This is a genomic window from Pseudomonas laurylsulfatiphila, from assembly GCF_002934665.1.
In the GTDB taxonomy this organism is placed as follows: domain Bacteria; phylum Pseudomonadota; class Gammaproteobacteria; order Pseudomonadales; family Pseudomonadaceae; genus Aquipseudomonas; species Aquipseudomonas laurylsulfatiphila.
The window spans coordinates 24,728-48,962 of the sequence record NZ_NIRS01000002.1 but is presented as its reverse complement, the minus strand read 5'-3'; the positions used below and the strand labels follow the sequence as shown (position 1 = coordinate 48,962).

General features: G+C 58.5%; 25 protein-coding genes. 8 read left to right on the top strand and 17 right to left on the bottom strand.

Annotated features, from left to right (window positions below; all coding sequences use genetic code 11):
• The 4 genes from CD175_RS06095 to CD175_RS06080 all read right to left on the bottom strand — a co-directional run bounded on the left by CD175_RS06095 (position 1) and on the right by CD175_RS06080 (position 4,048).
• On the bottom strand, positions 1-972 hold the full coding sequence (locus CD175_RS06095; RefSeq protein WP_240628922.1) for an FAD:protein FMN transferase: 972 nt from the start codon (positions 970-972) through the stop codon (positions 1-3).
• Complete coding sequence (locus CD175_RS06090) at positions 956-3,136, bottom strand: PepSY domain-containing protein (RefSeq protein ID WP_104448123.1); 2,181 nt, start codon at positions 3,134-3,136, stop codon at positions 956-958. The genes CD175_RS06095 and CD175_RS06090 overlap by 17 nt, the downstream gene beginning before the upstream one ends.
• Before the next feature lie 25 nt (positions 3,137-3,161).
• Positions 3,162-3,632 (bottom strand): DUF2271 domain-containing protein, encoded by a 471-nt coding sequence (locus CD175_RS06085; RefSeq protein ID WP_104448122.1) that lies wholly within the window; start codon positions 3,630-3,632, stop codon positions 3,162-3,164.
• Between the two features lie 92 nt (positions 3,633-3,724).
• Positions 3,725-4,048: a PepSY domain-containing protein gene (locus CD175_RS06080; RefSeq protein WP_104448121.1), complete on the bottom strand. Its 324-nt coding sequence runs from the start codon at positions 4,046-4,048 to the stop codon at positions 3,725-3,727.
• 132 nt (positions 4,049-4,180) lie between these two features.
• On the opposite strand from CD175_RS06080, the gene CD175_RS06075 reads away from it, so the two are divergent.
• Together CD175_RS06075 and CD175_RS06070 are read left to right on the top strand one after the other, a co-directional pair.
• A complete protein-coding gene (locus CD175_RS06075) occupies positions 4,181-4,840 on the top strand; it encodes a response regulator transcription factor (protein WP_007974816.1) in 660 nt (219 codons plus the stop codon).
• Entirely contained in the window at positions 4,837-6,180 is a 1,344-nt protein-coding gene (locus CD175_RS06070; RefSeq protein WP_104448120.1) for a sensor histidine kinase, read from the top strand. The genes CD175_RS06075 and CD175_RS06070 overlap by 4 nt, the downstream gene beginning before the upstream one ends.
• Before the next feature lie 8 nt (positions 6,181-6,188).
• On the opposite strand, the gene CD175_RS06065 is transcribed toward CD175_RS06070, so the two are convergent.
• The 10 genes from CD175_RS06065 to glnH form a co-directional block, all read right to left on the bottom strand.
• Entirely contained in the window at positions 6,189-6,371 is a 183-nt protein-coding gene (locus tag CD175_RS06065; protein ID WP_007974813.1) for a DUF1289 domain-containing protein, read from the bottom strand.
• A 2-nt stretch (positions 6,372-6,373) separates the two neighbouring features.
• Positions 6,374-6,745: a hypothetical protein gene (locus CD175_RS06060; protein ID WP_104448119.1), complete on the bottom strand. Its 372-nt coding sequence runs from the start codon at positions 6,743-6,745 to the stop codon at positions 6,374-6,376.
• Between the two features lie 42 nt (positions 6,746-6,787).
• On the bottom strand, positions 6,788-7,729 hold the full coding sequence (dmeF, locus tag CD175_RS06055; protein ID WP_104448118.1) for a CDF family Co(II)/Ni(II) efflux transporter DmeF: 942 nt from the start codon (positions 7,727-7,729) through the stop codon (positions 6,788-6,790).
• A 19-nt stretch (positions 7,730-7,748) separates the two neighbouring features.
• Positions 7,749-8,024 (bottom strand): metal/formaldehyde-sensitive transcriptional repressor, encoded by a 276-nt coding sequence (locus CD175_RS06050; RefSeq protein ID WP_007974809.1) that lies wholly within the window; start codon positions 8,022-8,024, stop codon positions 7,749-7,751.
• Positions 8,025-8,265: 241 nt separating this feature from the next.
• A complete protein-coding gene (locus CD175_RS06045; protein ID WP_102700420.1) occupies positions 8,266-8,742 on the bottom strand; it encodes a PA2171 family ribosome-binding persister protein in 477 nt (158 codons plus the stop codon).
• A gap of 227 nt (positions 8,743-8,969) precedes the next feature.
• Complete coding sequence (locus tag CD175_RS06040; RefSeq protein ID WP_104448117.1) at positions 8,970-9,875, bottom strand: MurR/RpiR family transcriptional regulator; 906 nt, start codon at positions 9,873-9,875, stop codon at positions 8,970-8,972.
• A 187-nt stretch (positions 9,876-10,062) separates the two neighbouring features.
• Entirely contained in the window at positions 10,063-11,112 is a 1,050-nt protein-coding gene (locus tag CD175_RS06035) for a C45 family autoproteolytic acyltransferase/hydrolase (RefSeq protein WP_104448116.1), read from the bottom strand.
• Between the two features lie 9 nt (positions 11,113-11,121).
• A complete protein-coding gene (glnQ, locus tag CD175_RS06030; protein WP_104448115.1) occupies positions 11,122-11,841 on the bottom strand; it encodes a glutamine ABC transporter ATP-binding protein GlnQ in 720 nt (239 codons plus the stop codon).
• On the bottom strand, positions 11,838-12,494 hold the full coding sequence (gene glnP / locus CD175_RS06025; protein ID WP_104448114.1) for a glutamine ABC transporter permease GlnP: 657 nt from the start codon (positions 12,492-12,494) through the stop codon (positions 11,838-11,840). The genes glnQ and glnP overlap by 4 nt, the downstream gene beginning before the upstream one ends.
• Before the next feature lie 34 nt (positions 12,495-12,528).
• Entirely contained in the window at positions 12,529-13,272 is a 744-nt protein-coding gene (glnH, locus tag CD175_RS06020; RefSeq protein ID WP_097085901.1) for a glutamine ABC transporter substrate-binding protein GlnH, read from the bottom strand.
• Positions 13,273-13,631: 359 nt separating this feature from the next.
• Between glnH and CD175_RS06015 the strand changes: the two genes are divergently transcribed.
• Together CD175_RS06015 and CD175_RS06010 are read left to right on the top strand one after the other, a co-directional pair.
• Positions 13,632-14,960 carry an aspartate aminotransferase family protein gene (locus CD175_RS06015; protein WP_104448113.1) on the top strand — a complete coding sequence of 443 codons (1,329 nt, stop codon included), beginning with the start codon at positions 13,632-13,634 and terminating at the stop codon, positions 14,958-14,960.
• A 12-nt stretch (positions 14,961-14,972) separates the two neighbouring features.
• Complete coding sequence (locus tag CD175_RS06010) at positions 14,973-15,572, top strand: carboxymuconolactone decarboxylase family protein (RefSeq protein WP_104448112.1); 600 nt, start codon at positions 14,973-14,975, stop codon at positions 15,570-15,572.
• Between the two features lie 227 nt (positions 15,573-15,799).
• Here CD175_RS06010 and CD175_RS06005 read toward each other — a convergent pair whose 3' ends face one another.
• The 3 genes from CD175_RS06005 to CD175_RS05995 all read right to left on the bottom strand — a co-directional run bounded on the left by CD175_RS06005 (position 15,800) and on the right by CD175_RS05995 (position 19,520).
• Positions 15,800-17,215: an amino acid permease gene (locus CD175_RS06005; protein WP_104448111.1), complete on the bottom strand. Its 1,416-nt coding sequence runs from the start codon at positions 17,213-17,215 to the stop codon at positions 15,800-15,802.
• 164 nt (positions 17,216-17,379) lie between these two features.
• Entirely contained in the window at positions 17,380-18,435 is a 1,056-nt protein-coding gene (locus CD175_RS06000; RefSeq protein ID WP_104448110.1) for an ornithine cyclodeaminase, read from the bottom strand.
• Between the two features lie 50 nt (positions 18,436-18,485).
• A complete protein-coding gene (locus CD175_RS05995; RefSeq protein ID WP_104448109.1) occupies positions 18,486-19,520 on the bottom strand; it encodes a histone deacetylase family protein in 1,035 nt (344 codons plus the stop codon).
• A 119-nt stretch (positions 19,521-19,639) separates the two neighbouring features.
• On the opposite strand from CD175_RS05995, the gene CD175_RS05990 reads away from it, so the two are divergent.
• The 4 genes from CD175_RS05990 to CD175_RS05975 all read left to right on the top strand — a co-directional run bounded on the left by CD175_RS05990 (position 19,640) and on the right by CD175_RS05975 (position 24,217).
• Positions 19,640-20,140, top strand: coding sequence for an Lrp/AsnC family transcriptional regulator (locus tag CD175_RS05990; protein ID WP_007974741.1), 501 nt, complete (start codon positions 19,640-19,642; stop codon positions 20,138-20,140).
• Positions 20,141-20,433: 293 nt separating this feature from the next.
• Positions 20,434-21,702, top strand: a complete 1,269-nt coding sequence (locus CD175_RS05985) for a cystathionine gamma-synthase family protein (protein ID WP_104448820.1) — start codon at positions 20,434-20,436, stop codon at positions 21,700-21,702.
• A gap of 136 nt (positions 21,703-21,838) precedes the next feature.
• Positions 21,839-23,275, top strand: a complete 1,437-nt coding sequence (locus tag CD175_RS05980; RefSeq protein ID WP_104448108.1) for an amino acid permease — start codon at positions 21,839-21,841, stop codon at positions 23,273-23,275.
• A gap of 51 nt (positions 23,276-23,326) precedes the next feature.
• Positions 23,327-24,217, top strand: a complete 891-nt coding sequence (locus CD175_RS05975; protein ID WP_104448107.1) for a LysR substrate-binding domain-containing protein — start codon at positions 23,327-23,329, stop codon at positions 24,215-24,217.
• Positions 24,218-24,235: the final 18 nt, after the last annotated feature.

Genomic DNA, 24,235 nt, shown 5'->3' with positions numbered 1-24,235 from the left:
TCAGCGGGTTTCAATCTGCGCCTGCAAACGGCCGCCGACAATGGATACTTCTTTGAACTGTGCACCCTCGCGCAGCACGAACAGCGCGTCCATCCCGCGTTCTTGAGCCAGACGTGGGCCCTCGGTTTCGCCCAGCACCATTAACGCCGTGGCCCAGGCATCGGCGAGCATGCACGAGGCTGCCACCACGGTGACGGCGGCGAGCGGGTTGCACAGCGGCGTGCCGGTGGCCGGGTTCATGGTATGAGCATAGGACTGACCGGCCACATCGATCCAGTGTCGATAGTCCCCGGAGGTGGCGATTGCGGCATCGCTAAGCTCCATCACGCCCATGACTTCTCGCACGCCCCGATTGGGCTTTTCCAGGGCCACGGCCCAGCACTGGCCGTCAGGTTTGACGCCCCGGGCGCGCATCTCGCCATCGATGCCGACCAGATAGCGGTCGATGCCCAAACCTTCCAGGCAGCGGGCCAGTTCATCCACGCCAAAACCTTTGGCGATGCCACTCAAGTCAAGGTTCAACGGCGCGCGCTTGCGCGCCTGATTGCGTTGGGGCTCAACCACCAACGCGGCGCTGGCTGACAGTCGGGGGCGCGGCGCAATCGAGCCCATCGCCTGCTCCGTGACCCTTTGCTCCCCGGGGCCGAACCCCCAGGCGTTAACCAGGTCGCCGACAGCAATGTCGAAGGCGCCGCCGGATTGCTGACTGACGCGCAGTGCTGCTGACAGTACCGTGGCCAGTTCCTTGGGCACGGGCACCCATTCCTGCTCGGGGGCGGCATTGAGGCGGTTGAGGTCCGAGTCGGGTTTCCAAGTGGACATTTGCTGGTCCACCCGGGTTACGGCACGCGCCAGGCGATGGCCAATTTCGTCGGTATCGATCCCGGCTTCGGCATAAAACAGGGCGGTGTAGCGGGTGCCCATGGTTTCGCCGTTCAGGCTGTAGCGTTGCAACTCAGTAGACGTCTTCACGGTAGCGTCCTTGTGCCTTGAGGGTCAGCACACTCAGGTTCAGAGGCGCCATCACTTCATCGAGGGCCTGCATCACGCCCTTGGCCATTTCGCGACTGCCACAAACCAGCACCTGGGCACCTTTTTCAATCAACCGGCGCAAGGCCAGGGCATCGCCGATCAGTCGGTCTTGCACGTAGCAACGGTCCTGAACCTGAGAGAAGGCCGCGCGCAGTGCCGTCAGGCGTCGGTCCGACAAGTATTGGTTGAGCTCCGGTTCATAGAGAAAGTCCGAGGCCGGGTTGCGCCCGCCCCAATACAGGTGCATTGGGTGTCGGGCTTTGTTGTTGCGAATAAACCCGGCCAGAGGACCAATGCCGGTGCCGGCGCCGATCAGGATTACCGGGTGCGTGCCCGATGCCGGCCGAAATTGCGGGTTGGGCTGGATGAAAGCTTCGATGTGCGCGCCGATGGTCAGGCCATGAAGGAATTCCGAGCACATGCCACCGTTGTGTTTACGCACACAGATCTCCAGCACGCCGTCCTGGGAACCGCTGGCCAGCGAGTAGAAACGCGGGATCGGGCTGCCCGGGGGCAGAATCCCGACCAGGTCACCGACCAGAAAGCCCGGCAGCTCGCCGCAGGCTTTGAAGCGCAGTACGTGGGTCGGCGCATTCACCTGTTCGCCATAGGCAATCCGCTCTGTCAGCTGCAATTGATGCTTGCGCGGCGGCTGCGGGGTGTGAACCAGCACCAGATCCTGCCCCAACACTTCGCCCAGCGAGTGGCCCCAGCGCGCAAATTCCTGAGGTGACTGGCGGTTGACGGTTTCCAGCCCCAGCAAGGGCGAGCCACCGGCCTGCAACATCGCGTCCTGCACTTGATGGGCATACTGGCAGAACTGCGCAAACTGGCGGTCGCCCATGCCCAGCACTGCATAGGGCAGGCCCGGCTTGAGGCCGGTTTTGGCCAGCCGCGCCAGGAACCGCGAAGCCGAGGCCGGTGCATCGCCGTCACCGTGGGTTGCGGTGAGGATGAACACCCGTTGGGCATTGCGGCAATCGCCGCTCCATTCATTCATAGCCGCGCTGTGCACCTGGTGGCCACTCTGGTGCAAGGCGTCGTGCAAGGTTTTGGCAAAACCCCAGGTGCTGTTGTTTTCGCTGCCCACCAGAATCACGCTGTCGGCGCAGTGGGCCGGGCTGTTGTGGCGGATGTTCGGGCCAGACTTGCGGCGTCGCCACCACAACAGAATGCCGGTCACGCTCATCAACGGTACGCAGAGGGCACAGAGCCCGAGCGGCAGGCCCAGCCACCAGAGACCTTCGCCGGTGTGCAGCTGATAGATCAATTGGTAGAGGTTGTGCATCGAGTCGTGAGCTTGATAGGACAGCAAGGCGCCGCTGGCCTGATCCACGTAGCCGTCGCCCTGGGCCGTGCGCAGGGAAAACACGTCCCTCGGGTTGCCGGGACTCGGAAAGACCAGTTCGCGCAAGTCATTCAGGTCGGTGGCCTGCAAGGCTTGCAGGTTCGCCACCGGCAAGGCCGGGCCGGCGCTGACATGGGCGGGGAAGGCAGGTTCACTTTGACTGCCGTCGGCGATAAAACCAAAAGTGGTGGCGGACATGTAGAGCCCGCTCAATGCTGACAGCAGCAGCCCGAGCAGTGCCAGTCGCCCGACTTCAGCATGCCAGCGCTGACTGAAGGTGCCCCGCAGTGGCTGCAGCAGGTTACGCCAGCCGCCCAGGCGCCGGGCCAGCAATAGCGCACCGGACACCGACAGCATCAGCATGAACAGCGCACCGACACCTGACACGCCATGGCCCGGCGTGCCAAGGAACAGCGAGCGGTGCAGGTCTTTCACCCAACGTGAGAACGCGGATGGCTCGTAAGGTACGAGGCCTTCGCCGGTCAGTGGGTCGACCTTTTCCGCCCCGGCCTGGCCGTTCTGGTTGTAGTAAACGATCACCGTGCCGGACGCCGTGCGCTGGATCTGCTCCACGCCCGGAAAGTGGCTGGCAACGCGCCCGGCCAGTTGGCCGACGTTTTGTTGTCCGGCAGGCGAGGGCGTGCTGTGCAGGCGTTCCAGGGCCGGGTCGACAGACAGGATCGCGCCGCTGATGGCCAACAGCATGACCAACAGGGCGGCGATCAGGCCAGGCAGGGAATGGAACTGACGAAGCATGTTCAGCCTCCAGAATTGGCGGGTGCTACAGATCGTAAGTAAAGGAGTCGACGTAGCTACTGCCGGTTGCCTGCTTGCCTGCGCCCTTGGACGTCAGGGGCACGCTGACATCGGCGCGGGCGTCACGTTTGTCCTCGACGGCGCTGTCGATACGGATCTGATACCCGGCATCAATCAGGGTGTCTGCCAGTTCGACGCTGACTTTGAGCGTGCGCCCACTGCCGACACTGGCGCCGCTGACGCCGTCAAACTCGCTCGGGTTCATCCCACTGCCACGAACCCAATCGCCCAGGTGTTTGTAATATTTGGCCTTCTTGCCGGCCACCCAGAGGGTTTTCTGGTATTGGCCATTGGCGTCGGTGACGTAGATCGCCAGATAGGCATCATTGCCGCCGTAGTCCTTGAGCTGTGTGGTCAAGGTCACCTCACGGGCCTGGGCCAGTCCCGGCAGGGCAATGGCCCCTGCGAGGCAAGTTGCTGTGATGATCTTTTTCATGGCGGTGTCCTTTTGATCGTTAGGTCGAGAGCCTGGACCTGCTTGCTGACAGCAACCTGAAGCGCAGGAAAAACTCATCGACAGGCGAGGTGTCATTCGGTGAGCGGGCTGCCGAGGTAATCCCTGGCATCGCCGTCGTCCCGGAAATGGATCTCGAGTGTGTGCAGGCGCAGTGATGCCGGTGAATAGCTGGCTTCGATGGCATTGCCTTTGCGGTCCAACCCCTTGAGCTCATAACAACCGTCGTCGACCTTGATGCGCTGCACGCTCCAGCCATACTGTCGCTCTACCTGCTGACGCAAGGTTTCGCGCGGTTGCCAGTCGCTCACCGGGTCGCTGCAGTCGTCATCGGCCAGGGCGTAACCGCTGAGCAGCAGGCTCACCAGCGTGGCATTGGCAATAAAAACTGATTTCATGATCTGTCTCCCGTCGAGGTCGGCGTCTGTGGCATACCCTAAGGTGCATTCCTGACAACCAGCTGAATCTTCAGATTCACGTCAGGTAAGGCGATTAAGGTGCTGCACGACAACCATCACAGGAGGGGCCAGATGCGGGTTTTATTGGTCGAGGACGCACCGGGATTGGGGGAGGCGGTGCGCGAGCAGATCGCCGATGACGGCCACGCGGTCGATTGGGTGCAGCGCCTGGACCATGCGCGCAACAGCGTACGCACCACGCCTTACGACCTGATCCTGCTGGATCTGATGCTCCCGGACGGTCGCGGGCTGGATTTTTTGCGTCAGCAACGCTCGGCAGGGGATGTGACGCCGGTGATTATCCTGACTGCCCAGGATCAGATTTCCGATCGTATCGCGGGCCTCAACGCCGGAGCCGACGACTACCTGGTCAAACCGTTCGACCTGTTTGAGCTCTCGGCCCGTGTGGCGGCGGTGGCCCGGCGTTACAGCGGCAACCCCAATCCACAGATCAAGCTCGGTGATCTGCAGGTCGACATGAGTGCACGCACAGTGCAGCGGGCTGGCGCGACGGTGGACCTCACGGCGCGCGAGTGGGCGCTGTTCGAGGCATTTGTGCAGCGCCCCAGCGCGCTGCTGTCCAAGTCGCAGCTGGAAGAGCGGCTATATGCCTTCGGCGCCGAAATCGAGAGCAATACCATCGAGGTCTATATCAGCCGTCTGCGTAAAAAACTCGGGCGCGACCTGATAGAAACCGTGCGGGGCATGGGCTACCGGTTGGTGTGCGCATGAAGCCGTCGTCAAGCCTGCAAAAACGTCTCGGCCTGGGGCTGACCTTGGGCACGACCTTACTGTGGCTGGCGGCAACCGTCGGTGCCTGGCTGGTGGTGCAACATGAATTGAACGAGGCGTTCGACAGTGCGCTGGAGGAGACCGCGCAGCGCATCCTGCCCCTGGCGGTGCTGGAAATCAGCAACCGGGAAAATCCCCGTGAGGCACAGCATGTCGCCACCCTGAAAATGCACAAGGAATACCTGACGTATCTGGTGCGCGATGCCAAGGGCCAGATCCTGATGCAGTCCCACGACGCCAACCCGAAGATCTTCAACCAACAACCGGCCGAAGGCTTTTCAACCACTAAAAAATACCGCCTGTACGCCGCCAGCGCGCTGCGTCAAACGGTGTTTATCGAAATTGCCGAACCGCTTGAGCATCGCCGTGAAGCGGCACGCGAAGCGTTGCTTGCCTTGTTGTTGCCGTTATTGGCGTTGATTCCCATCAGCCTGTTTGGCACCTGGATGTTTGTGCGCATCAGCCTGCGCAGTGTATTGGCCTATCGCCGTGCAGTGGAGGCTCGGGGCGTGGGGGATCTGTCGCCGATCCAGGTGGCCCGCCTGCCGGCCGAAATCAATCCGTTGGCCGAAGCGGTCAACCACCTGCTGGAGCGTTTGCGCAAGGCCTTGGAGACCGAGCGCAGCTTTACTGCCAACAGCGCCCATGAACTGCGCACACCACTGGCCGCGACCCTGGCGCAGATCCAGCGTTTGCGTCACGAAGCGCCCGAAGGCCCGTTGCGGTTACGCGCAGCTAAAATTGAAAGCGCGTTGCGCGAACTGACGCGGCTCTCGGAAAAACTCATGCAACTGGCCAAGGCCGAGGGGGGTGGGCTGTTGTCCGAAGCGCCCCAGGACCTCATTCCGTTGTTGGCGCATGTGGTTGATGAGTGGAACCACAGCGGTGGGCACCGAATCGAGTTGCACCTGCCAACCCGGACGAGCGTGTACTCGACGATTGATCCGGACGCTTTTGCAATCCTGTTGCGCAACCTGATCGAGAATGCGCTCAAGTATGGCACCGCGGATCAACCGGTCGAAGTCAGCCTCACCGACCAGGCGCTGCTGCGGGTAGTCAATGGTGGCCCGCCGGTGCCTGAGCCGGTATTGCAGAGGCTCACCGAGCGCTTTGTGCGGGGAAACAGTGAAATCAGCGGTTCAGGGCTGGGGTTGGCGATTGCCAAAACCATAGTGCAGGGGGTCAACGCGAGAATGAAATTGATCTCCCCTGCAACAGGTCGACGGGACGGATTCGAAGTGTGCGTCTGGTTACCGCTTGCATCGACTGTTGAATGCTGAGGAAGTGATTAACCCTGTGCTTTCCTGAGCCCTTTCAAGCGCACATTCGCCCGTTGCACAGCGGCCATTTTTTCAGGCCGCTTCATGCGTTTCCACTTTCTGATGTCTTCCTTGCTTCGCCCGCAACTGACACACAGATCACCACTGAGTTGGCAAACGGCAATGCACGGGTTTTCGATTTCCTTAGCCATTTTCAGTCACCTTTGGCCATCCGTGATTGAGCCAGGCGACTTTTCCAGTCGCCGCCGTGAGTGCGTTGGCACTCTTGCTCAGAGTCGAAGCGGACAGTGCGGTCTGAAGGGGTCAGGTCGATGTTGGCCTCATTCAACGCGATGGCCGTCAACTCAAGGATGCGCGCCTTCGCGTCAACCTGGGCGAGCTGCCTGTCAGCCAGAGTTTCGAACACCCAGATGACCTTCAGGGTTTCAGTCAACGCATTCAAGTCAGCGGTGTGGGTGAGCCAGGTAAAGCCTTTGATTTCACCTTTGGCTGTTTCGCACGCTTCGGTGAGCGTGGTGATCAACCGGCGTTCGATCCGCGCCAGTTCACGTTTCCCTGGTGGCATTATTAGGGGTTCCTTTGGAGACAAGAGTGGGGAGATGCGGGATCAGGCCGGTCGAAACTCGACCGTCAGGTGGCTGACTTCGTGCACAGGTTTAAGACGTTCACGAATGCTGTCGGCGCTCGCCGTGGCTTCGCCAAGGACGCTGACGATGGCCGCATGGGCTTGCGGCCCGATTCGCCAGACGTGCAAGTCCGTGATGGTGGCATCCCCCGGTTTCTCGACCCGTTCGCGGATTTCCTCGGCAACGTGCGCATCGGTCTGATCGAGCAGCACACCTGCGGTGGTCCCCATCAAGGTCCAGGCCCAACGCGCGATAACGATGGCGCCGACGATGCCCATCACCGGGTCCAGCCATACCCAGCCCAGATACCGGCCGGCGAGCAGTGCAACAATGGCCAGCACCGAAGTCAGCGCGTCTGCGATGACATGGACGTAGGCGGATTTCAGGTTGTTGTCGTTGCCGTGATGGGCATGGGCATGGGCATAGCCGTGATCATCATGATCGTGCCCATGACTGTGCCCATGACTATGATCGTAGCCCAGCAGCAGGGCACTGATGACGTTGACGATCAGACCGGCAATCACGATGAGCGTCGCGGTGCCGAACTGAACTTGCGTTGGTTGCAAGAGGCGCATGACAGACTCAACGCCGATGCCCAGGGCGACCATGCCGAGGATCAGCGCCGAGGCGAACCCGCCCAAGTCTCCAACCTTTCCGGTACCGAAACTGTAGCGCTGGCTGTAGGCATGGCGCTTTGCGTATCCGTAAGCGGCCGCCGCGATGCCCAATGCACCGGCATGGGTTGCCATGTGAAAACCATCGGCCAGTAGCGCCATCGAGCCCGTGATGTACCCGGCGGTGATCTCGCCAACCATCATCACAAGGGTCAATGCCACAACCCAAAGCGTGCGCCTGGCATTTTCGTCGTGCGCCGGGCCAAGGAACACGTGGTCGTGCCTGTAGTTGATGTGGGGGCTGCTCATGATGTCTACCTGGATATGTTCACTTGGAGTAACGGCGAATGGCTTCAAGCAACTCCTCGACGCCCTTGTTGCGCTCTGCTTCGCTCAGGGCAGGGTTCGCGACATGTTCACGCGCGTGGTCCTCGATGATTTCTTCCATCAAGCCGTTGATGGCGCCGCGAGTGGCGGCCACAAGGTGCAGTGTCCTGGCGCAATCGAGATCCGATTCCAATGCGCGTTCAACGGCCTGGATTTGTCCGGCAATACGTTTTACACGCTTGAGAAGATCGTCTTTGTTTGCTGCGATATGGCCCATTGGATGGATACCCCCCCTACCTATGCTTTGCGCATGATAGGCATACCCCCTATACCTATGCAAAAAAATAAGCAACCTGTGGCGAGGGAGCTTGCTCCCGCTGGGGCGCGTAGCGGCCCTAATGGGACTGCTGCACAGTCCAGCGGGACGGTGCGGCGATCCGACAAGCTCCCTCGCCACAGTTACAGTGTTCGTCCTTAAGTATTACGGCTGTAGACAGGACTTCGCGACCGGGCAGGCGTCAGGCTGCCATATGGGTTGCGGCCCATTCCTTCTTGCAACTGGCTTTCATCGCTTCCATTTGCTCGCCGAGGTCGTCGAGCCTGGATTTTCCCAATAGTTTTTTCGCCTGAGGAAACATTTCGGTTTCCTCCTCTTCAATGTGGTGCTCCAGCAGCTCTTTGACGACCTTCACCCGCCCGGCAAATTCCGGCGTGCCCGGATCAGTCTGCTTCAGATCCGGTAATACCAGCGAGTCGACGGTGCGATGTTCTTCCTTCGCTTCGAAGTACAAGACGTCCTGCTCCTTGGTCCCGGCCGCCTTGAAGGCTGGGTAGAGGATTTCTTCTTCCAGTTTTGTATGGATGGAAATCTCCATCTCCAGCTTATCCAGGAGGTCAGTGCGTTTCTTGATCGCTTTATCAGTCGATTCGCTCAATTGAGCAAGAATGGCTTTCACGGTTTGATGATCGGCTTTCAGAAGGTCAATCGCGTTCATGTTGGCTGCCTCAGCTAGCGTGGAATTGAGCCTCAACGGGGTGTGGCATTGAGGCGTCCCGGTAGCTATCGCATTTCCTGTGCCAAAGGCATCGGCCAGCCAATACGCCGGTAAACAAGGACTTGCGATCCGTGTTCATCCACTGGGGCGTGCAGTCTGCAAGAAAGTGCGATTTGAGCATTGCAGATAGCAGAGGTGATTCAGTACTCGAACCTCCAGACCCGGCCTTACAGCGAAGCGTTGAGTTCGTCGATCAGGCTTTCACGATGTTTCAACGCTGAAACGGACGCCTCGCCCAGCTTGCTGGCAACGGCACTCAACAACGCCTGCGCCAGCAACATGAAGGCGCACATGCTGTTGCTGAAGAACAGACTGTGGTTGGGTACATAGAAGCTGTGCAATGCAACCTTGGCCAGCGGCGAGCTGGATGAGTCGGTCAGCGCAATGACCCTGATCCCGTGGCGGGCAGCCACTTCGGCAGTGGCGAGCACGCTGGGGGTGTAGGGAAAGCAGCTGGACACCACCAGTACATCGCCCACATCCAGTTGCGCAAGGGCATCCGCCACACCCTGGCGACTGGAATCAAGCGCCGCCACATCCGGGCGCAACATGCCCAGGCCGTAGGACATGAAGAGCGCGAGCGAATTGAATTGGCGCATACCGTGGATCCGTACCCGGTGGGCACTGGCCAGCAACTCGACGGTCTGGACAAACACGTCGGGATCAACCTGCTCGATCATGCTGGCGATGTTTGCGCTTTCCTGACGACCCAGGCGAGTCAACTGATTGAGGATGTCCTTGTCACCCGCATTGACCACCAGTTGCGAGGCCTGGTCACTGTAGAAATGCTTGCCTTCGGTGATCTCCCGGCGAAAGACGTCCTGCAATTTGCTGAAGCCGCCATAGCCCAGGCGTTGTGCCAGCCGGGACAGCGTCGAGGCGTTGACGTCCAGTTGCTCCGCCAGCTCACTGATCGAAGATACAGCGGTGCGTTGCGGCGACTCGATCAGCGCCATCAATACGCGCCTGGAGCTGCTGCCCAAGGCGATATCCACCTCGCGCCGTTCGATGGCTTCGAGCAATTGCTTGAGGCCATTCAAAGTGTCAGGTAATTCTGCCGGGGCAATAGTCATCAGGGGCATCCATAAGCTGTTGGGCGGTCGCCACTCGACCTTGAGTGCTTGGGAAATCGGTGCTGCGACGCGTGAAAACTGGTCATTCTACCGCGCCAGGGGTCATCGCGAAGACTACCCCTGGCGTGGTTTTCACCAGAGTGCCCGGGACAGCTTTTCTCCGGGGCATCCTGTTTTTCTCATAGCGCTAACTTTGGCCGAGAGGGTTGAGTACTACGCCCTCGATATCGGGTCGGCCGGTGTCTGGCTTTGTATGAATCCGCCACTTTACAGCGCTGGCGCTGATCAGGAAAACCCCGGTGGCCAAGGTGTTTTCATCGTCCGGATCATCGGCGGCGGTGCGGTACACAGGCAGGTGCCCACCCGAAGTGTCGCGCAGTATACCCAAAGACAAATCCGCATCCAGATCGCCAGGTACCTGCTGCAACTGTTGGTCTACGCATCGTTGCCGGGCGCCCGAGCTGGCGGTGATGCGTTGAGGGACCCGGTTCAGCGACGGTGCGATCAGGTGGTTCGAATGCCCGCCCGGCCTGCGCACCTCCCTGATGGCACTGCCTTCGGCGCTGGCCTCGACACTGACGACCCGATGGCTCCCGGCCTGGCCGAACGTATGGTGAAACGCACCGGCGCGGTCGGTTCGGGTCACTATCGCAATCGCTTCCTGGAGGGTGTGGGCGTCAAGCGTTGCGCGGCCCAGGATCTGTCGAGGGATGCCGGCTGGAATGCTCGCTGGGCGAATGTTGTTGACGGTCGCCACCAGTCCGCGCTCGTTGACGGCCAGTGTATGTCCAGGCAAAGAACCCGGATAGACAAAGCTGCTGAACGCCAGGCCTGACTCGGGTTTGACATGGGCGAATGCGCAGCTTCCCCTGAGTTGTGGCAAGCCGTCCTCATTGTGAGCGATCAGCGTGCCGCCCCCAGCAGGACCGAACACCGTGGTGCAGCCATCCACGCTTTGCGGGTGAACGAAGTCACCCCGGCAGTTCCACATGAACACTTCATTGAACGGCAGTTGCAAGCCAGCGGCCAGTCCTTCGATTTCCTGCCAGTAACGAGGAAACGCTGTTTGCACGGCTTGACGCATCTGCGCGGCGGCTGGCGTTTGCGCCAGCGAAGCCAGGTATTGCCAGAGTGCCAGTGGACGCAAGTGCCGATGCACGGCATCACGCCCGAAGACACCGAGGCCATGACCTATCGCGTGCGCGTCGCCTTCAAGATGAATTTGGGACAACGTCATGACGTCTCCTCAGGATACGTGCTGTAGAAATTCCCGCAGGCGCGGGCTGGGAGGGTTGGCGATCAGCGTGGCGGGTGGCCCGTCCTCGGCGATTCGGCCCTTGTCGATAAAGATCAGTCGAGTGGCGACCTTGCGGGCAAAGTCCACTTCATGGGTGACGATCACCATGGTCATGCCTTCCTCGGCCAGCGACTTCATGACGGTGAGCACTTCATGACGCAACTCCGGGTCCAGTGCCGAAGTCGGCTCGTCGAACAGCATCAGCTTGGGCTTGACCGCCAGCGCACGGGCAATGGCCACTCGCTGTTGCTGACCACCGGACAATTCGGACGGGTAGTGATTGGCCCGCTCGGCGAGGCCGACTTTTGCCAGAAGCCCGGCGGCGATTGCCTCGGCTTCCGCACGGCTGGCGCCACGCACCCGCACCGGGCCGAAGGCCACGTTCTGCAGTGCGGTCATCTGCGGGAACAGGTGAAACTGCTGGAAAACCATTCCGGCTTCCTGGCGAATCAGCCGCTCATCGACCTTGGGGTTGTTGACCTCCAGTCCATCGACGATCAACTGGCCCGCGCTAATCTCTTCGAGCTTGTTGATGCAGCGCAACAGCGTCGACTTGCCTGATCCAGACGGGCCAATGATCACGACCACTTCGCCGCTGGAAATCTTCAGGTTGTCATGCAGCACTTGAGTACTGCCAAAGTGCTTGGAGACACCTTTGAACTCGATCATAGGATTTTCAACCTCGATTCCATGCGCCGCAGCACGTAACTCAATACCAGGGTGATGATCAGATAGATGATGGCCACCGCCGACCAGATTTCCATCGCGCGGAAATTACCGGCAATGACTTCCTGCCCCTGGCGGGTCAGTTCAGCGACACCAATGACAATGAACAGTGAAGTGTCCTTGATGCTGACGATCCACTGGTTGCCCAGCGCCGGGATCATCCGCCGGAAGGCCAGCGGCGCAATGACGTAGCGCAGCGTGTCTCTGCCGGATAATCCCAGCGCCAGTCCGGCCTCGCGAAATCCACGGTTGATCGACAGCACCGCACCGCGGGTGATTTCGGCAATGTAGGCGCCGGAGTTGAGCATGATGGTCACCACCGCCGCGCTGAACGGATCGATGCGCACCGGCACCATCATTGGCAGGGCGAAGTAGATGAACATGACCTGCACCATGATCGGAGTGCCACGAATCAGTTCGATGAAAACGAGCGCAACACGGCTGCTGAGAAAACCGCCGTAGGCGCGGGCAAAGCCCGCGACTACGCAGATGATGGCGCCACCGATCAGACCCAGGATCGAGATCCACAAGGTCAGCTTGGCGCCCTCGAGCAGTACCGGCAGCGCATCCCAGATGGCGCTCCATTGGAAATGCATGCTGAATTCTCTTTTTTAATGAAGGGCAGGGGAGTTACTGCGGATCGGTGCCGAACCACTTGCGGTAGATCTGCGCATAGGTGCCGTTGTCACGGACCTTCTTCAGTGCCGCATTGACCTGTTCGCGCAACTCGCTGCCCTTGGGAAACGCAATGCCATATTGCTGGGCCATCATCTGTTGGCCGACGGCTTTGACCTGGCCTTCACCCGCCGTCTTGATGTAGTACAAAACGTTTGGCGTGTCGTGCATGGCGGCGTCGACGCGACCGGTGCGCAGTTCCAGATAGGCATTGTCGATATTGGGGAACTGTCGCAGATCGCTGGCCTTCAGGTTGGCCTTGGCATAGTCGGCTGCCGAGGTACCGCTCTTCACCGCCAGGGTCTTGCCGGCGATATCCGCTTCTCCCTTGATCGCGTCATTGTCGCTTTTGACCATCAACAGGAAGCCGCTGTCGTAGTAGCCGTCGCTGAAATCGATGGCCTGTTTGCGTTCTTCCTTGATGGTGATGCCGGCCAGCGCAACATCGACGTTGTGGGTCTGCAGGGCGGGAATGATGCCGTTGAAGTCCATCGGTTTGAGCTTGTAAGTGACGCCCATTTCCTTGGCGATCGCTGCCCACAGGTCGATGTCGAAACCGACGTATTCGTTGCCCTGTTTGAACTCGAAAGGTACGAACGCCGTGTCCGTTGCCACGAGCAGTTCCTTGCCAGCGGCAAAGCAGCCCGATGCGCCGACCAGTGCCATTACAGCCAGTGATGCCTTCAGAAGGTTTCTCATGCGTGTTTTCTCTTCAGGTGAGTACAAACCCCAGGGCAATCCCGGGGCGGTTGGGGTAGCGGCAGTCTGTTTTTCGAGTGATCCAAGGCGATTCACTCCACTGTTTTTGTTGTAGGCCCGGCTAGCCACCTGGAGAGGAGGCGCACGAAACGTATGCTTTGATGCAAAATATACGTGCAAATATTATAACTGCAAATAAATTTTGCGGATGATTTGGCACCTGCAATTACAGGGCATAACCAGATTTTATTGGTCTTTGTGGCTATTTTTGCAGCGATCGACCGGATTCTCCAGAGCAAAAAAATATTGCAATTGAATTTTATGCACATATTATTTGCGAAAATCATCCGGAGGGGATCATGAGCCACGTCTTTCATCGCAGCCTTACACAAAGCTATCCAACGGCCGTTCAAGGCGATGGCCCCTACTTGATCGACAGCGATGGTCGTCGCTACCTCGATGCCAGCGGCGGTGCTGCTGTGTCGTGCCTTGGCCATAGCGATCCCGAAGTGATTGCCGCCATTCGCAACCAGGTCGGTCAATTGGCCTATGCGCACACGTCATTCTTCACCACGCAGGTGATGGAGGATCTGGCGGATTTCCTGGTAGCGCGGGCACCTGAAGGGATTGAGTCGGTGTACTTCGTCTCGGGTGGTTCCGAAGCCGTGGAAGCGGCATTGAAACTGGCCCGCCAGTATTTCATCGAGATCGGTCAGCCGCAGCGCAAGCACTTGATCGCACGCCGTCAGAGCTATCACGGCAATACGCTCGGTGCGCTGGCCACGGGGGGTAACGCATGGCGGCGCAAGCAGTTCGAACCGCTGCTGATCAACGTCAGCCATGTCAGCCCTTGCTACGCCTACCGCGAACAGAAGACCGGAGAAACGGCCGAGGCAATGGGCATGCGCCTGGCCGCTGAACTTGAAGATGAAATTCTGCGCCTGGGTGCCGAAAACGTCATGGCATTCGTCGCCGAGCCCGTGGTTGGCGCGACCTTGGGCGCTGTCGCCGCCGTGCCTGGTTATTTCAAGCGGGTTCGTGAGGTGTGCGACCGCCACGGCGTGTTGTTGATCCTTGATGAGGTCATGTGCGGCATGGGCCGGACCGGGACTTTGTTCGCGGCCGAACAGGAAGGGATCACCGCGGACCTGATCACCATTGCCAAAGGATTGGGCGCAGGTTACCAGCCGATCGGCGCGACGCTGGTGAGCAAGAAAATCCGCGATGCCATCGCCCATGGCTCGGGGTTCTTTCAACACGGCCATACCTACATTGGCCATGCCACGGCATGCGCCGCCGCGCTGGCGGTGCAGCAGGCCATCGAGTCGCGCAACTTGCTGGCTCGCGTCAATCAACTGGGCGAGGGACTGCGCACGCGGCTGCTCGACCAGTTGGGTAACCATCCCCATGTGGGTGACATTCGCGGGCGTGGCCTGTTCCAGGGCATCGAGCTGGTAGCTGATCGCGACAGCAAGGCGCCGTTCGATCCAGCGCTCAGGTTACACGCCAGGCTCAAGAAAGCCGCCATGGCAGAAGGACTGATGTGTTACCCGATGGGTGGAACCGTCGACGGTCAGTACGGTGATCACATCCTCCTGGCCCCGCCGTTCATCCTGGAAGACCATCATCTGGACGAGGTCGCGGACAAGCTCCTGCGTGCCCTGAACATTACGCTCAAAGGTCTCTAAGGAATCATCGCCATGGCTATTCAATCGCGCCTGACACCCCTTGACGAAGCACAGATGAACGAGGCCCAGCGCGCCGTTCTCAACGAAATCCTCAACGGCCCGCGCGGCAACCTCGACGGGCCTTTTCTGGCCTGGATTCACAGTCCCGAACTGGCCAACCACGCACAGCGACTGGGCGCATTCTGCCGTTATGGGACTCGCCTGGAACTGCGTTTGACCGAGCTGGCGATCCTCTACACCGCGGCATGGTGGCAATCCCAGGCCGAGTGGCAGATCCATGAACCCATCGCACGTTCTGCCGGCCTGACCGATCCGATCATCGAAGCATTGCGTCAGCAAAGCTTCCCACCCTTCACCCGAGCAGATGAACTGCTGGTTTATCGAGTGGGCAAGTCGCTGTACGAGGCACGGCGTGTCGACGACCTGCTTTACGCCGACGCTGTCAAAGCGTTCGGCGAGCCGGCTGTCGTCGAGCTCATTGGGGTCTTCGGTTACTACGCACTGGTGGCGATGACCCTGAACGTCTTCGCCGTTCGCCGCGATAGCGATGCACCGCTTCCATTCGATGAGCCTGCAGAGGGCAGAAGTGCAGAGCAAAAAACATCGCGATGAGTCCTTCAACGACTGACCGAAGAGGAGTTGATCATTGCGCAACCCGATGGTTACGCAATGAAGGCCGTGGCGAGAGCGGCGCTTCAGGAACCATCACTTGGCTTGCACGCCAATAACGAAGATTTTTTCTGAAGTGTTCATGGCAATGACTCCGCTAATTCAAGCGTCTGGCAGAGCAGGCCGTCAGTGTTACTTGACGGCCTGCGCCTGCATTGTGCAGCTGAACATCAACTGTATTGACTTGCCGAACCAGCAGACAGTTTGCGCTTCCTGGAATGGGTCAAACGGTAGGCAATTGCCAACCAGATGAACCACCCCGGCATGACCATTAAAGCGATACGGGTGTCAGGTCTGAGTGCCAGCAGGCAAAGAACAAAGCCCAGGAACGCCAGGGAGAACCAAGCCATCGGTACACCGCCAGGCATCTTGTAGGCCGATTGCGCATGCAAGTCGGGTCGGCTTTTGCGATAGGCAATGTACGACGCGAGGATGGTTGACCAGGTGAAAATCACCAGGATTGCCGACACGGTAGAGACGATCGTGAACGCGGTCATGACTTGCGGAACGATGAACAGCAACAGCACACCCACCAGCATCAACAGTGTGGTGAACGCCAAGCTCGCCAGCGGCACGCTATTGCCCGACAACCGTCGAAAAATCCCTGGCGCATTGTCGTGACTGGCCAGTCCGAACAGCATGCGGCTGGATGAAAACACGCCACTGTTGGCCGATGAGGCCGCTGACGTCAGCACCACAAAGTTGACGATACCGGCTGCCGCGGGAAACCCTGCAACCAGAAACAGTTCGACGAAGGGGCTCTTGCTGGGCGAAACCTGTTGCCAGGAAGTCACTGCAATGATGCAGGCCAGTGCCAGTACATAAAACAGGATGATTCTCAGCGGAATCGAGTTGATGGCTTTAGGCAGGGTCTTCTCGGGGGAACGGGTTTCAGCGGCGGCAGTGCCGATCAGCTCGGTACCGGCAAATGAGAAGATTGCCATCTGGAATCCGGCGAAGAAACCTAGCAGGCCGTTGGGGAAGGCTGCCTGTTTATCCAGCAGGTGGTTCAGGGATGCAGTGACGCCATTGGGTGAGACAAAGGAACTGGCAATCATCACCATGCTGACGCCGATCAGAGTGACGACAGCAATGATCTTGATGATCGCGAACCAGAACTCCACTTCACCGAAAAGCCTGACGGTCAGTACGTTCAAGGCGAACAGCGTCAGTAGCATGCCGATGGCCGGTATCCAGGCGGGTACATCGGGGAACCAGTACTGAAAGAATCCGCCGACCACGACCGCGTCGCCCACCACCGCGACGCTCCAGCTCAGCCAGTATGACCAGCCGAGGAAGAACGCCGCTCGCGGGCCGAGGTAGGCACCGGCAAAGTCCGCGAAGCTTTTGAAGTTCAAGTTGGAGAGCAACAGTTCGCCCATGGCGCGCATGACGAAGTAAACGAACAGGCCGATGATCATGTAGATGAGGATGATCGACGTGCCGGAGAGGGCGATGATCTTCCCGGAGCCCATGAACAGGCCTGTCCCGATGGCGCCTCCCATGGCCATTAACTGAATGTGACGATTGCTGAGGGTGCGCTGCAGCGCGGGCTGTTCAGGCAGCCCGGACGGAATCGATTTCATTACAAAACCTCTTGATTTTATGTTTTTGAGTTTTGGCAGAAAAGTGGGTGTCGAGGGTTCTTGTTTGGGATGCAACGGCTAGTGAGGGTGCTGATTTGCGGGTGGCAGGGTGGGCAGGGGGCGAACCTCCGGGCTACTTGCACAGGGGCACCCCCTTTGGGTTATCAGAGGACTGTGCGCAACCGCGAAGGCGCGATGGCCGGCGACTGATCAAGCAATTGGTAGAGATTTTTTATGTTGGCCGGAGTCGGCACGAGGTGGATGCGCTCGCCGATGGCATGCTCCCGCGCCAGGTCGTGCACGTAGCGCAGTGACGAAAAGTCTTCCAGGGCAAAACCCACCGAATCGAAAACGGTGACCTGTGCGTCGTTCTCGCGGCCCGGGACTTCGCCCTGAACAATCCGGAAGAACTCGACGACGGGAAAGTCGGCTTCCAGTTGTTGAATATCGCCTTCAATCCGGGTCTGAGGTTCAAACTCAACGATGACTCGGGCATTGCGCAGGATGTCGGCGTGCAGTTCGGTTTTCCCCGGGCAGTCACCGCCGACGGCATTGATATGCATGCCGGGCTCGATCATCTCGGGCGTCAGGATCGTTGCGTAGGCTTTGTCTGCGGTGACGGTGGTGACGATATGCGCGCCCTTGACCGCTTCCTGCACCGAACTGGCCAGGATCACCTCGATATCCGGGAATGCGGACAGGTTGTGTTTCAACTTGAGCGAGGCGTCACGGTCGATATCGAATATGCGCAGTTCCTTGATGGACAGCATTTCATGGAAGGCAAGTGCCTGAAATTCGCTCTGGGCGCCATTACCGATGATTGCCATGATGCTTGCATCCGGGCGCGCCAGGGACTTCGCGACCAGGGCAGAGGTAGCAGCGGTGCGCACTGCGGTGGTCAGCGTCAGTTCACTGAGCAGGGTTGGATAGCCACTGTGGACATCGGCCAGGACACCGAAGGCCATGACCGTCAGCAAGTTGCTTTGACCGTTGTCCGGGTGACCATTGACGTATTTGAACGAGTACTGTTGACCATCATCGGTCGGCATCAACTCGATCACACCGTCGGCCGAGTGATTGGCGGTGCGCGGCGACTTGTCAAACTGCGCCCAGCGTGAATAGTCAGCTTCGATGTAAACGGCCATCTCGCGGATTGCCCGACGGATTCCCACGCTGGCGAACAAGCGTGCGGCATGGTCGACGTCTATAAAAAGAGTCATGTTGTTATTCTCCGGTTCAGTAATGGCAACGTTGTGGGGCAGGGGATGACTCAGGCGCGCTTGCTCTCGTAACCATGCAGCACGTTGACCGCATTGATCCCGATTTCATCGACCATGTAGCCGCCCTCCATCACGAACAGGGTCGGGCAGCCCACACCCGCTATCAGCTCGCCGATGCCGATGAAGTCTTCGCTTTCCAGCAGGAAATGGCTGATGGGGTCGTCCTTGAACGTGTCGACGCCGAGTGAAATGACCAGCACTTCAGGGGCGAACTGCTGAAGTTTTTTGCAGGCGTGGAGCAGGGCGTTGCGGTAGCTTTCCCAGGTGGTGTTCTTCGGCAGCGGATAGTTCAGGTTGTAACCTTCGCCGTGCCCTGCGCCGACTTCGTGGCTGTAGCCCGAGTAGTACGGATAGGACACCGCAGGTTCGCCGTGCAGCGAGACAAACATGACGTCGCTGCGCCCGTAGAAAATGTTCTGCGTGCCGTTGCCGTGATGAAAATCGACGTCCAGTACCGCAACACGCCGGGCGCCTTGGGTAATGGCCTGCTGTGCGGCAATGGCGGCGTTGTTCAGATAGCAGTAGCCGCCCATGTATTCACGCGCAGCGTGATGGCCGGGCGGGCGGCACAGGGCGAAGGCACTGTCGTGGCCTTCATCGATCAGCGCGAGGCCGGTGAGGGCGATATCGGCACTGGTTTTTACCGCTTGCCAGGTAGTGGCGGTAATGGGCGAGCCGGCGTCCATGGCATAGAAACCGAGCTTGCCGTCGATGAACGTCGGCACTTGTTCGCTGGCCAGATCCCGCACCGGCCATACCAGTGGCAGGGCATCATGGGTACGTCCGGTTGCACACCATTCTGTCCAGGCGTTTTCCAGGAAGCTGACATAGCGCTCGCTGTGTGCGTTGACGTAACACGAGCGGCCAAACACACGCGGTTCGACGATCTGGCCAAGGCCGACCTGCTTGACTCGACTATGGACGGTGTCGGCTCGGCTGGGCTGTTCGAAGGACGGCTTGAGCACGCCATCTTTCAATTCGGTGCCATGGTGCAAGCGGTGAGAGTCACTGAAAACTGTAAACATTCTGCGCATCCGTTATTGTGAACCAGTGCAAACATTCTGTTCTGGCCGGGATGCGATTTCTTTGCTTTGTTTTCGCGGTTGTGCAGATTGTTCGGGCGTTTTTACTCAGGAATGGCGTAATGCAGAAAAAATCATCCAAACGCATCAGTCTCGACGAGACCGACCTGGCGATACTCACGTTGTTGCAGGAAGATGCGAGCATTTCCAACGCCGAGCTCAGCGAGCGCTTGTCGTTAAGCCTGACGCCTTGCTGGCGACGGCGTAAAAGAATGGAGGAAGCGGGTGTCATCAAGGGCTATCAGGCCAACCTCGATCGACGCATGCTGGGACTGGACATCATGGCGTTCGTGCACATCCGTTTTTCCACCCACGCCGATCACGCTCCGGACGCCTTCGAAGCCGTGATCGCGCAACTGCCCGAAGTGCTGTCCTGTCACAAGATCACCGGTGATTCCGATTACGTGCTGCAAGTGCTGGCAGAGGATCTTGATAGCTACAGTGACTTTATCGAACAGGTGCTGAGGCGTCAGGTGGGTATTGCGTCGATTCAGTCCAGCCTGGCTTTGCGCGAGGTCAAGACCAGTAGTCGAATTGCGATTCCCAAGTTGAGCAAGGACTGAAAGGGACGGGGGAAATTGTACTTCTTGTTGCCTGGGTAGGGGGCCTGCAAGACCTTGTAGGTCGTCTCCTGGCTTTGGTACGGCACCTCCAGGCTCGTGATACCTCGCCGCTGCATGTTGGCGAGGACGTCTCAGCCAGTAATGGTTTGACACTCTGCAACTCGCATCCAGCCATTAAAAAAAGCACCCCTTACTCCCAGATATCATGATTTTTCACAAGCTTGAGCCTTCCTTATAGTCCTCCCAAGCCCACTTGGAACACGGTCGTGTTTCCCTTGATGCGAGACAATTTAATGGAAAACAAGAAACGCGCCGTCCAGGCTTCAGAGGTTGGGATGGGGACTCGAGTGGTATGGGGAGGAGAGCAAGTTCAACATCCCTACAATGCGACCCAGACCCCCATCGTGGTCAGTGCCGCCTATGGCTATGACGATATCGATAAGTGGTATGACGTGGCCTTGGGAAAGGAGCCTGGCTTCATTTACAGCCGGATGAGCAATCCCACTGTCTCTGTCCTGGAAGATAAACTCTGCGAGCTCGAAAGCGCGGAGTCCGCTGTCGCTTTCAGTACCGGAATGGCCGCAATCAGCGGTGTGCTACACACCTTCCTGTCCTATGGGCAGCGCGTGATATCTACACGTGACAGCTACGGTGGCACGAACAAGATTTTTGAGGAGTTTCTTCCACGCATGGGCGTGGAAGTTACCCTTTGCGATACGCTCGACACTGTGGTTCTTGAGCAGGAGATCGCGAAAGGCTGCAACGTCCTGTACCTGGAAACACCCACGAACCCAACGCTGAAAATCGTTGATGTTCGGCGCCTTGTGGCCGCGGCGAAGCAAGTGGGTGCTTTGGTGGTTGCGGACAATACATTCGCGACGCCTCTGAATCAGAATCCGCTCGCTTTAGGGGTTGATGTGGTTGTGCACAGCGCGACCAAATTCCTGTCCGGTCATGGTGATGTACTCGGTGGCGTGGTGTGCGGCGCCGAACATTTGATGTCTCAGGTTCGCCATTACCGCGAAATCAATGGGGCCTCGCTGGATCCTTTTTCGGCGTATCTGATTATCCGGGGCATCAAGACTCTGGCCCTGCGTCTTCGCCAGCAACAGGCGAGCGCACAACTTTTGGCCGAGTACCTCTGCACCGAACCGCTGGTGGAGTCGGTGAATTATCCGGGGTTGCCTCAACATCCAGGTCATGACATCGCTTGTTCGCAAATGAACGGGTTCGGCGCCATCGTCAGCTTCGTACTCAAAGGAGGCATGGACACCGTGACTCGTTTGCTGCCGCTGCTCAGATATGCGCATCGGGCGGGCAATCTGGGCGCTGTCGAGACCATTTATGGGCCAGCACGGACGACCAGTCACGTGGAAAATACCCTGGAAGAGCGTCAGGCACTTGGCATTTCCGAAGGTTTGGTTCGAGTGTCCGTAGGTATTGAAGATTCGGCAGATTTACTGGCTGATCTGAAACAAGCCTTCGCTTTAGTGCGAAGTAAACAAGGTGATGCAAACCTTCACGCTGACAGTGCCCAACGTTTCATTGAAGTAGAAGCCTGAATACGGGCAGGACTTTCGATATTCATCTTAAGCCCTTCATGAAGAATGAAAATAATAAAATCCAGCGACGACAAAATTGTACTGCCCAACAGCCGGTTACAAGGTGTTTGTCCGAACATTTCATGAGAATAAAACTATGTCCACGCATATCGAAGATAATCAGCCCGATCCAAACTCGCGTTTCAAAAAGGAAATGCAAACACGCCACATCGTGATGTTGGCACTGGGCGGTGTGATTGGTACGGGATTATTCCTGACCTCCGGTTACACGGTTAATCAGGCAGGGCCGCTTGGTGCGGTGATCGCTTACATCATCGGCGCGGTGATGGTGTATCTGGTCATGGTCTGTCTCGGTGAGTTGGCTGTGCAAATGCCGGAAACCGGATCGTTCAGTAGCTACGCAACGCGATACCTGGGCCCAGGCACAGGCTATACAGTGGCCTGGCTTTACTGGCTCACATGGGCAGTAGCGATCGGTTCGGAATTTACCGCTGCGGGCATACTGATGGTTCGGTGGTTTCCTGACACACCGGTCTGGATCTGGAGTGCGCTGTTTGCCCTTGCAGTCTTCTTCAGCAATGTCGTCTCTGTGCGGTTGTTTGCGGAGACTGAGTTTTGGCTTTCGCTGATTAAGGTTCTGACCGTTATCACCTTCATTGCGATCGGCGGAGCGGCCATTTTCGGCCTTTTGCAAGTCCAGAGTTTGCAGGGGGCGGGACTTTCCAACTTCACACGTGAAGGGCTGTTCCCCACCGGGTTCCTGCCCATTGCCATGACCCTCCTGGCGGTCTCCTTCGCATTTTCCGGAACCGAGCTGATCGGGATTGCGGCAGGTGAAGCACAAGATCCACAAACCAGCGTGCCCAAGGCTATCCGCACGACAGTGGTACGTTTGGCGCTGTTCTTCGTGGGGACAATTTTCGTCCTTGCGACGTTACTGCCACGGGAGCAAGCGGGGCTCGTAGAAAGTCCATTCGTCATGGTGTTTGAGCTGATTGGCATTCCTTACTCTGCCGACATCATGAACTTCGTCATTCTCACGGCACTGATTTCCGCCGCTAACTCGGGGTTGTATGCAGCCTCGCGCATGCTGTGGACATTGAGCGATCAAGGACATATGCCCAAGCGCTACGCCAGGCTTTCCAGTCGTGGCACACCGGTGAACGCCATCGTGCTTAGCATGGCGGGTGCAGCGGCTTCTCTGCTCAGCAGTGTGTTTGCCCCTGACACGGTTTACTTGGCCCTGGTGTCCATTTCCGGTCTGGCGGTCGTCGTCGTGTGGATGAGCATTGCTGCAAGCCAGATCGCGTTCCGTCGCCAATACGTCGCTAATGGCGGACGAGTTGAAGACCTGCATTTCCGTGTGCGCGGCTATCCATGGGTGCCGATCGGTGCGCTGTTGTGTTGTCTGCTGGCCTGTGTGGGTATCGCTTTTGATCCTGAGCAGCGTGTGGCGCTTTACTTCGGTCTGCCCTTTATCGCGTGGTGTTATTTCGTGTACTGGATCACCCGAAACAAGAGGGCCGAGCGGTTGGCTTTGGCCGCAGCTGCTCAATCCTCTGGCACCGCGTGAATTTCTCAGGCAATGATTGAGCATAGATAAAGCCCTGATGAGGTTGCGCCGATGAGTCAAAAGTCACTACCACCCTTGAACTGGTTGAGGGCGTTCGAAGTATCGGCGCGTTATCTGAACTTTACCCACGCCGCGCAAGAGCTCCATTTGACGCAAGGGGCTGTGAGTCAGCAGATCCGTCAGCTGGAAAGTCACCTCGGGGTGGCGCTGTTCAAGCGCTTGCCCCGAGGGCTTGGCTTGACCGAGGAAGGGCAGTCGTACCTGCCTGTCGTCCAGGACGCGATCAGTCGCCTTGCCGTCGGTACCAACGAGATTTTCGGCCAGCACAATCGAAGACATTTGAAGGTGCGTGGCAGCCTTTCCTTTCTTCACTATTGGTTGGCGCCAAGACTCGCAGATTTTTGTCGGGAGTATCCCCAGATTGATATTCGATATATCAGCAATATCTGGGTGAAAGAACCGGACGGCGAGGATGACCTGGAGATTCGCTGGGGATGCGGTGAGTGGTCGGGCTTGCACGCTCAGCGATTGACCTGGGACATCCTCCAGCCTGTTTGCTCCCCACAGCTCATGGCCAGCTCACCCATACATGAGCCACGCGACTTGATGAACCATTCCCTGCTTCACGTATTGGGTTACGAAGAAGGTTGGGGTTACTGGTTGAAGCGAGTGGGAGCAGACGACGTCGATTATTCCCGTGGCCTTCAGTTTGACACGCTGATTTCCACGATCCGCATGGCCGAACTGGGGCAGGGCGTTGCGCTGGCACGGTCTTCGGTGGTTGAGGATTTGCTCAAGAATGGGCAACTGGTTGCGCCATTCAACCACCGAATCGAGGCCAGCGAATCTTTTTATCTGGTGCACGAGCAGAGCGAAGCGCTATCGCCTGATGCCGCAAATTTTTCTACCTGGCTGGTGGCTCAAGCCCATCGCCTTTTGTAATACCGATTGGGAGTGGTC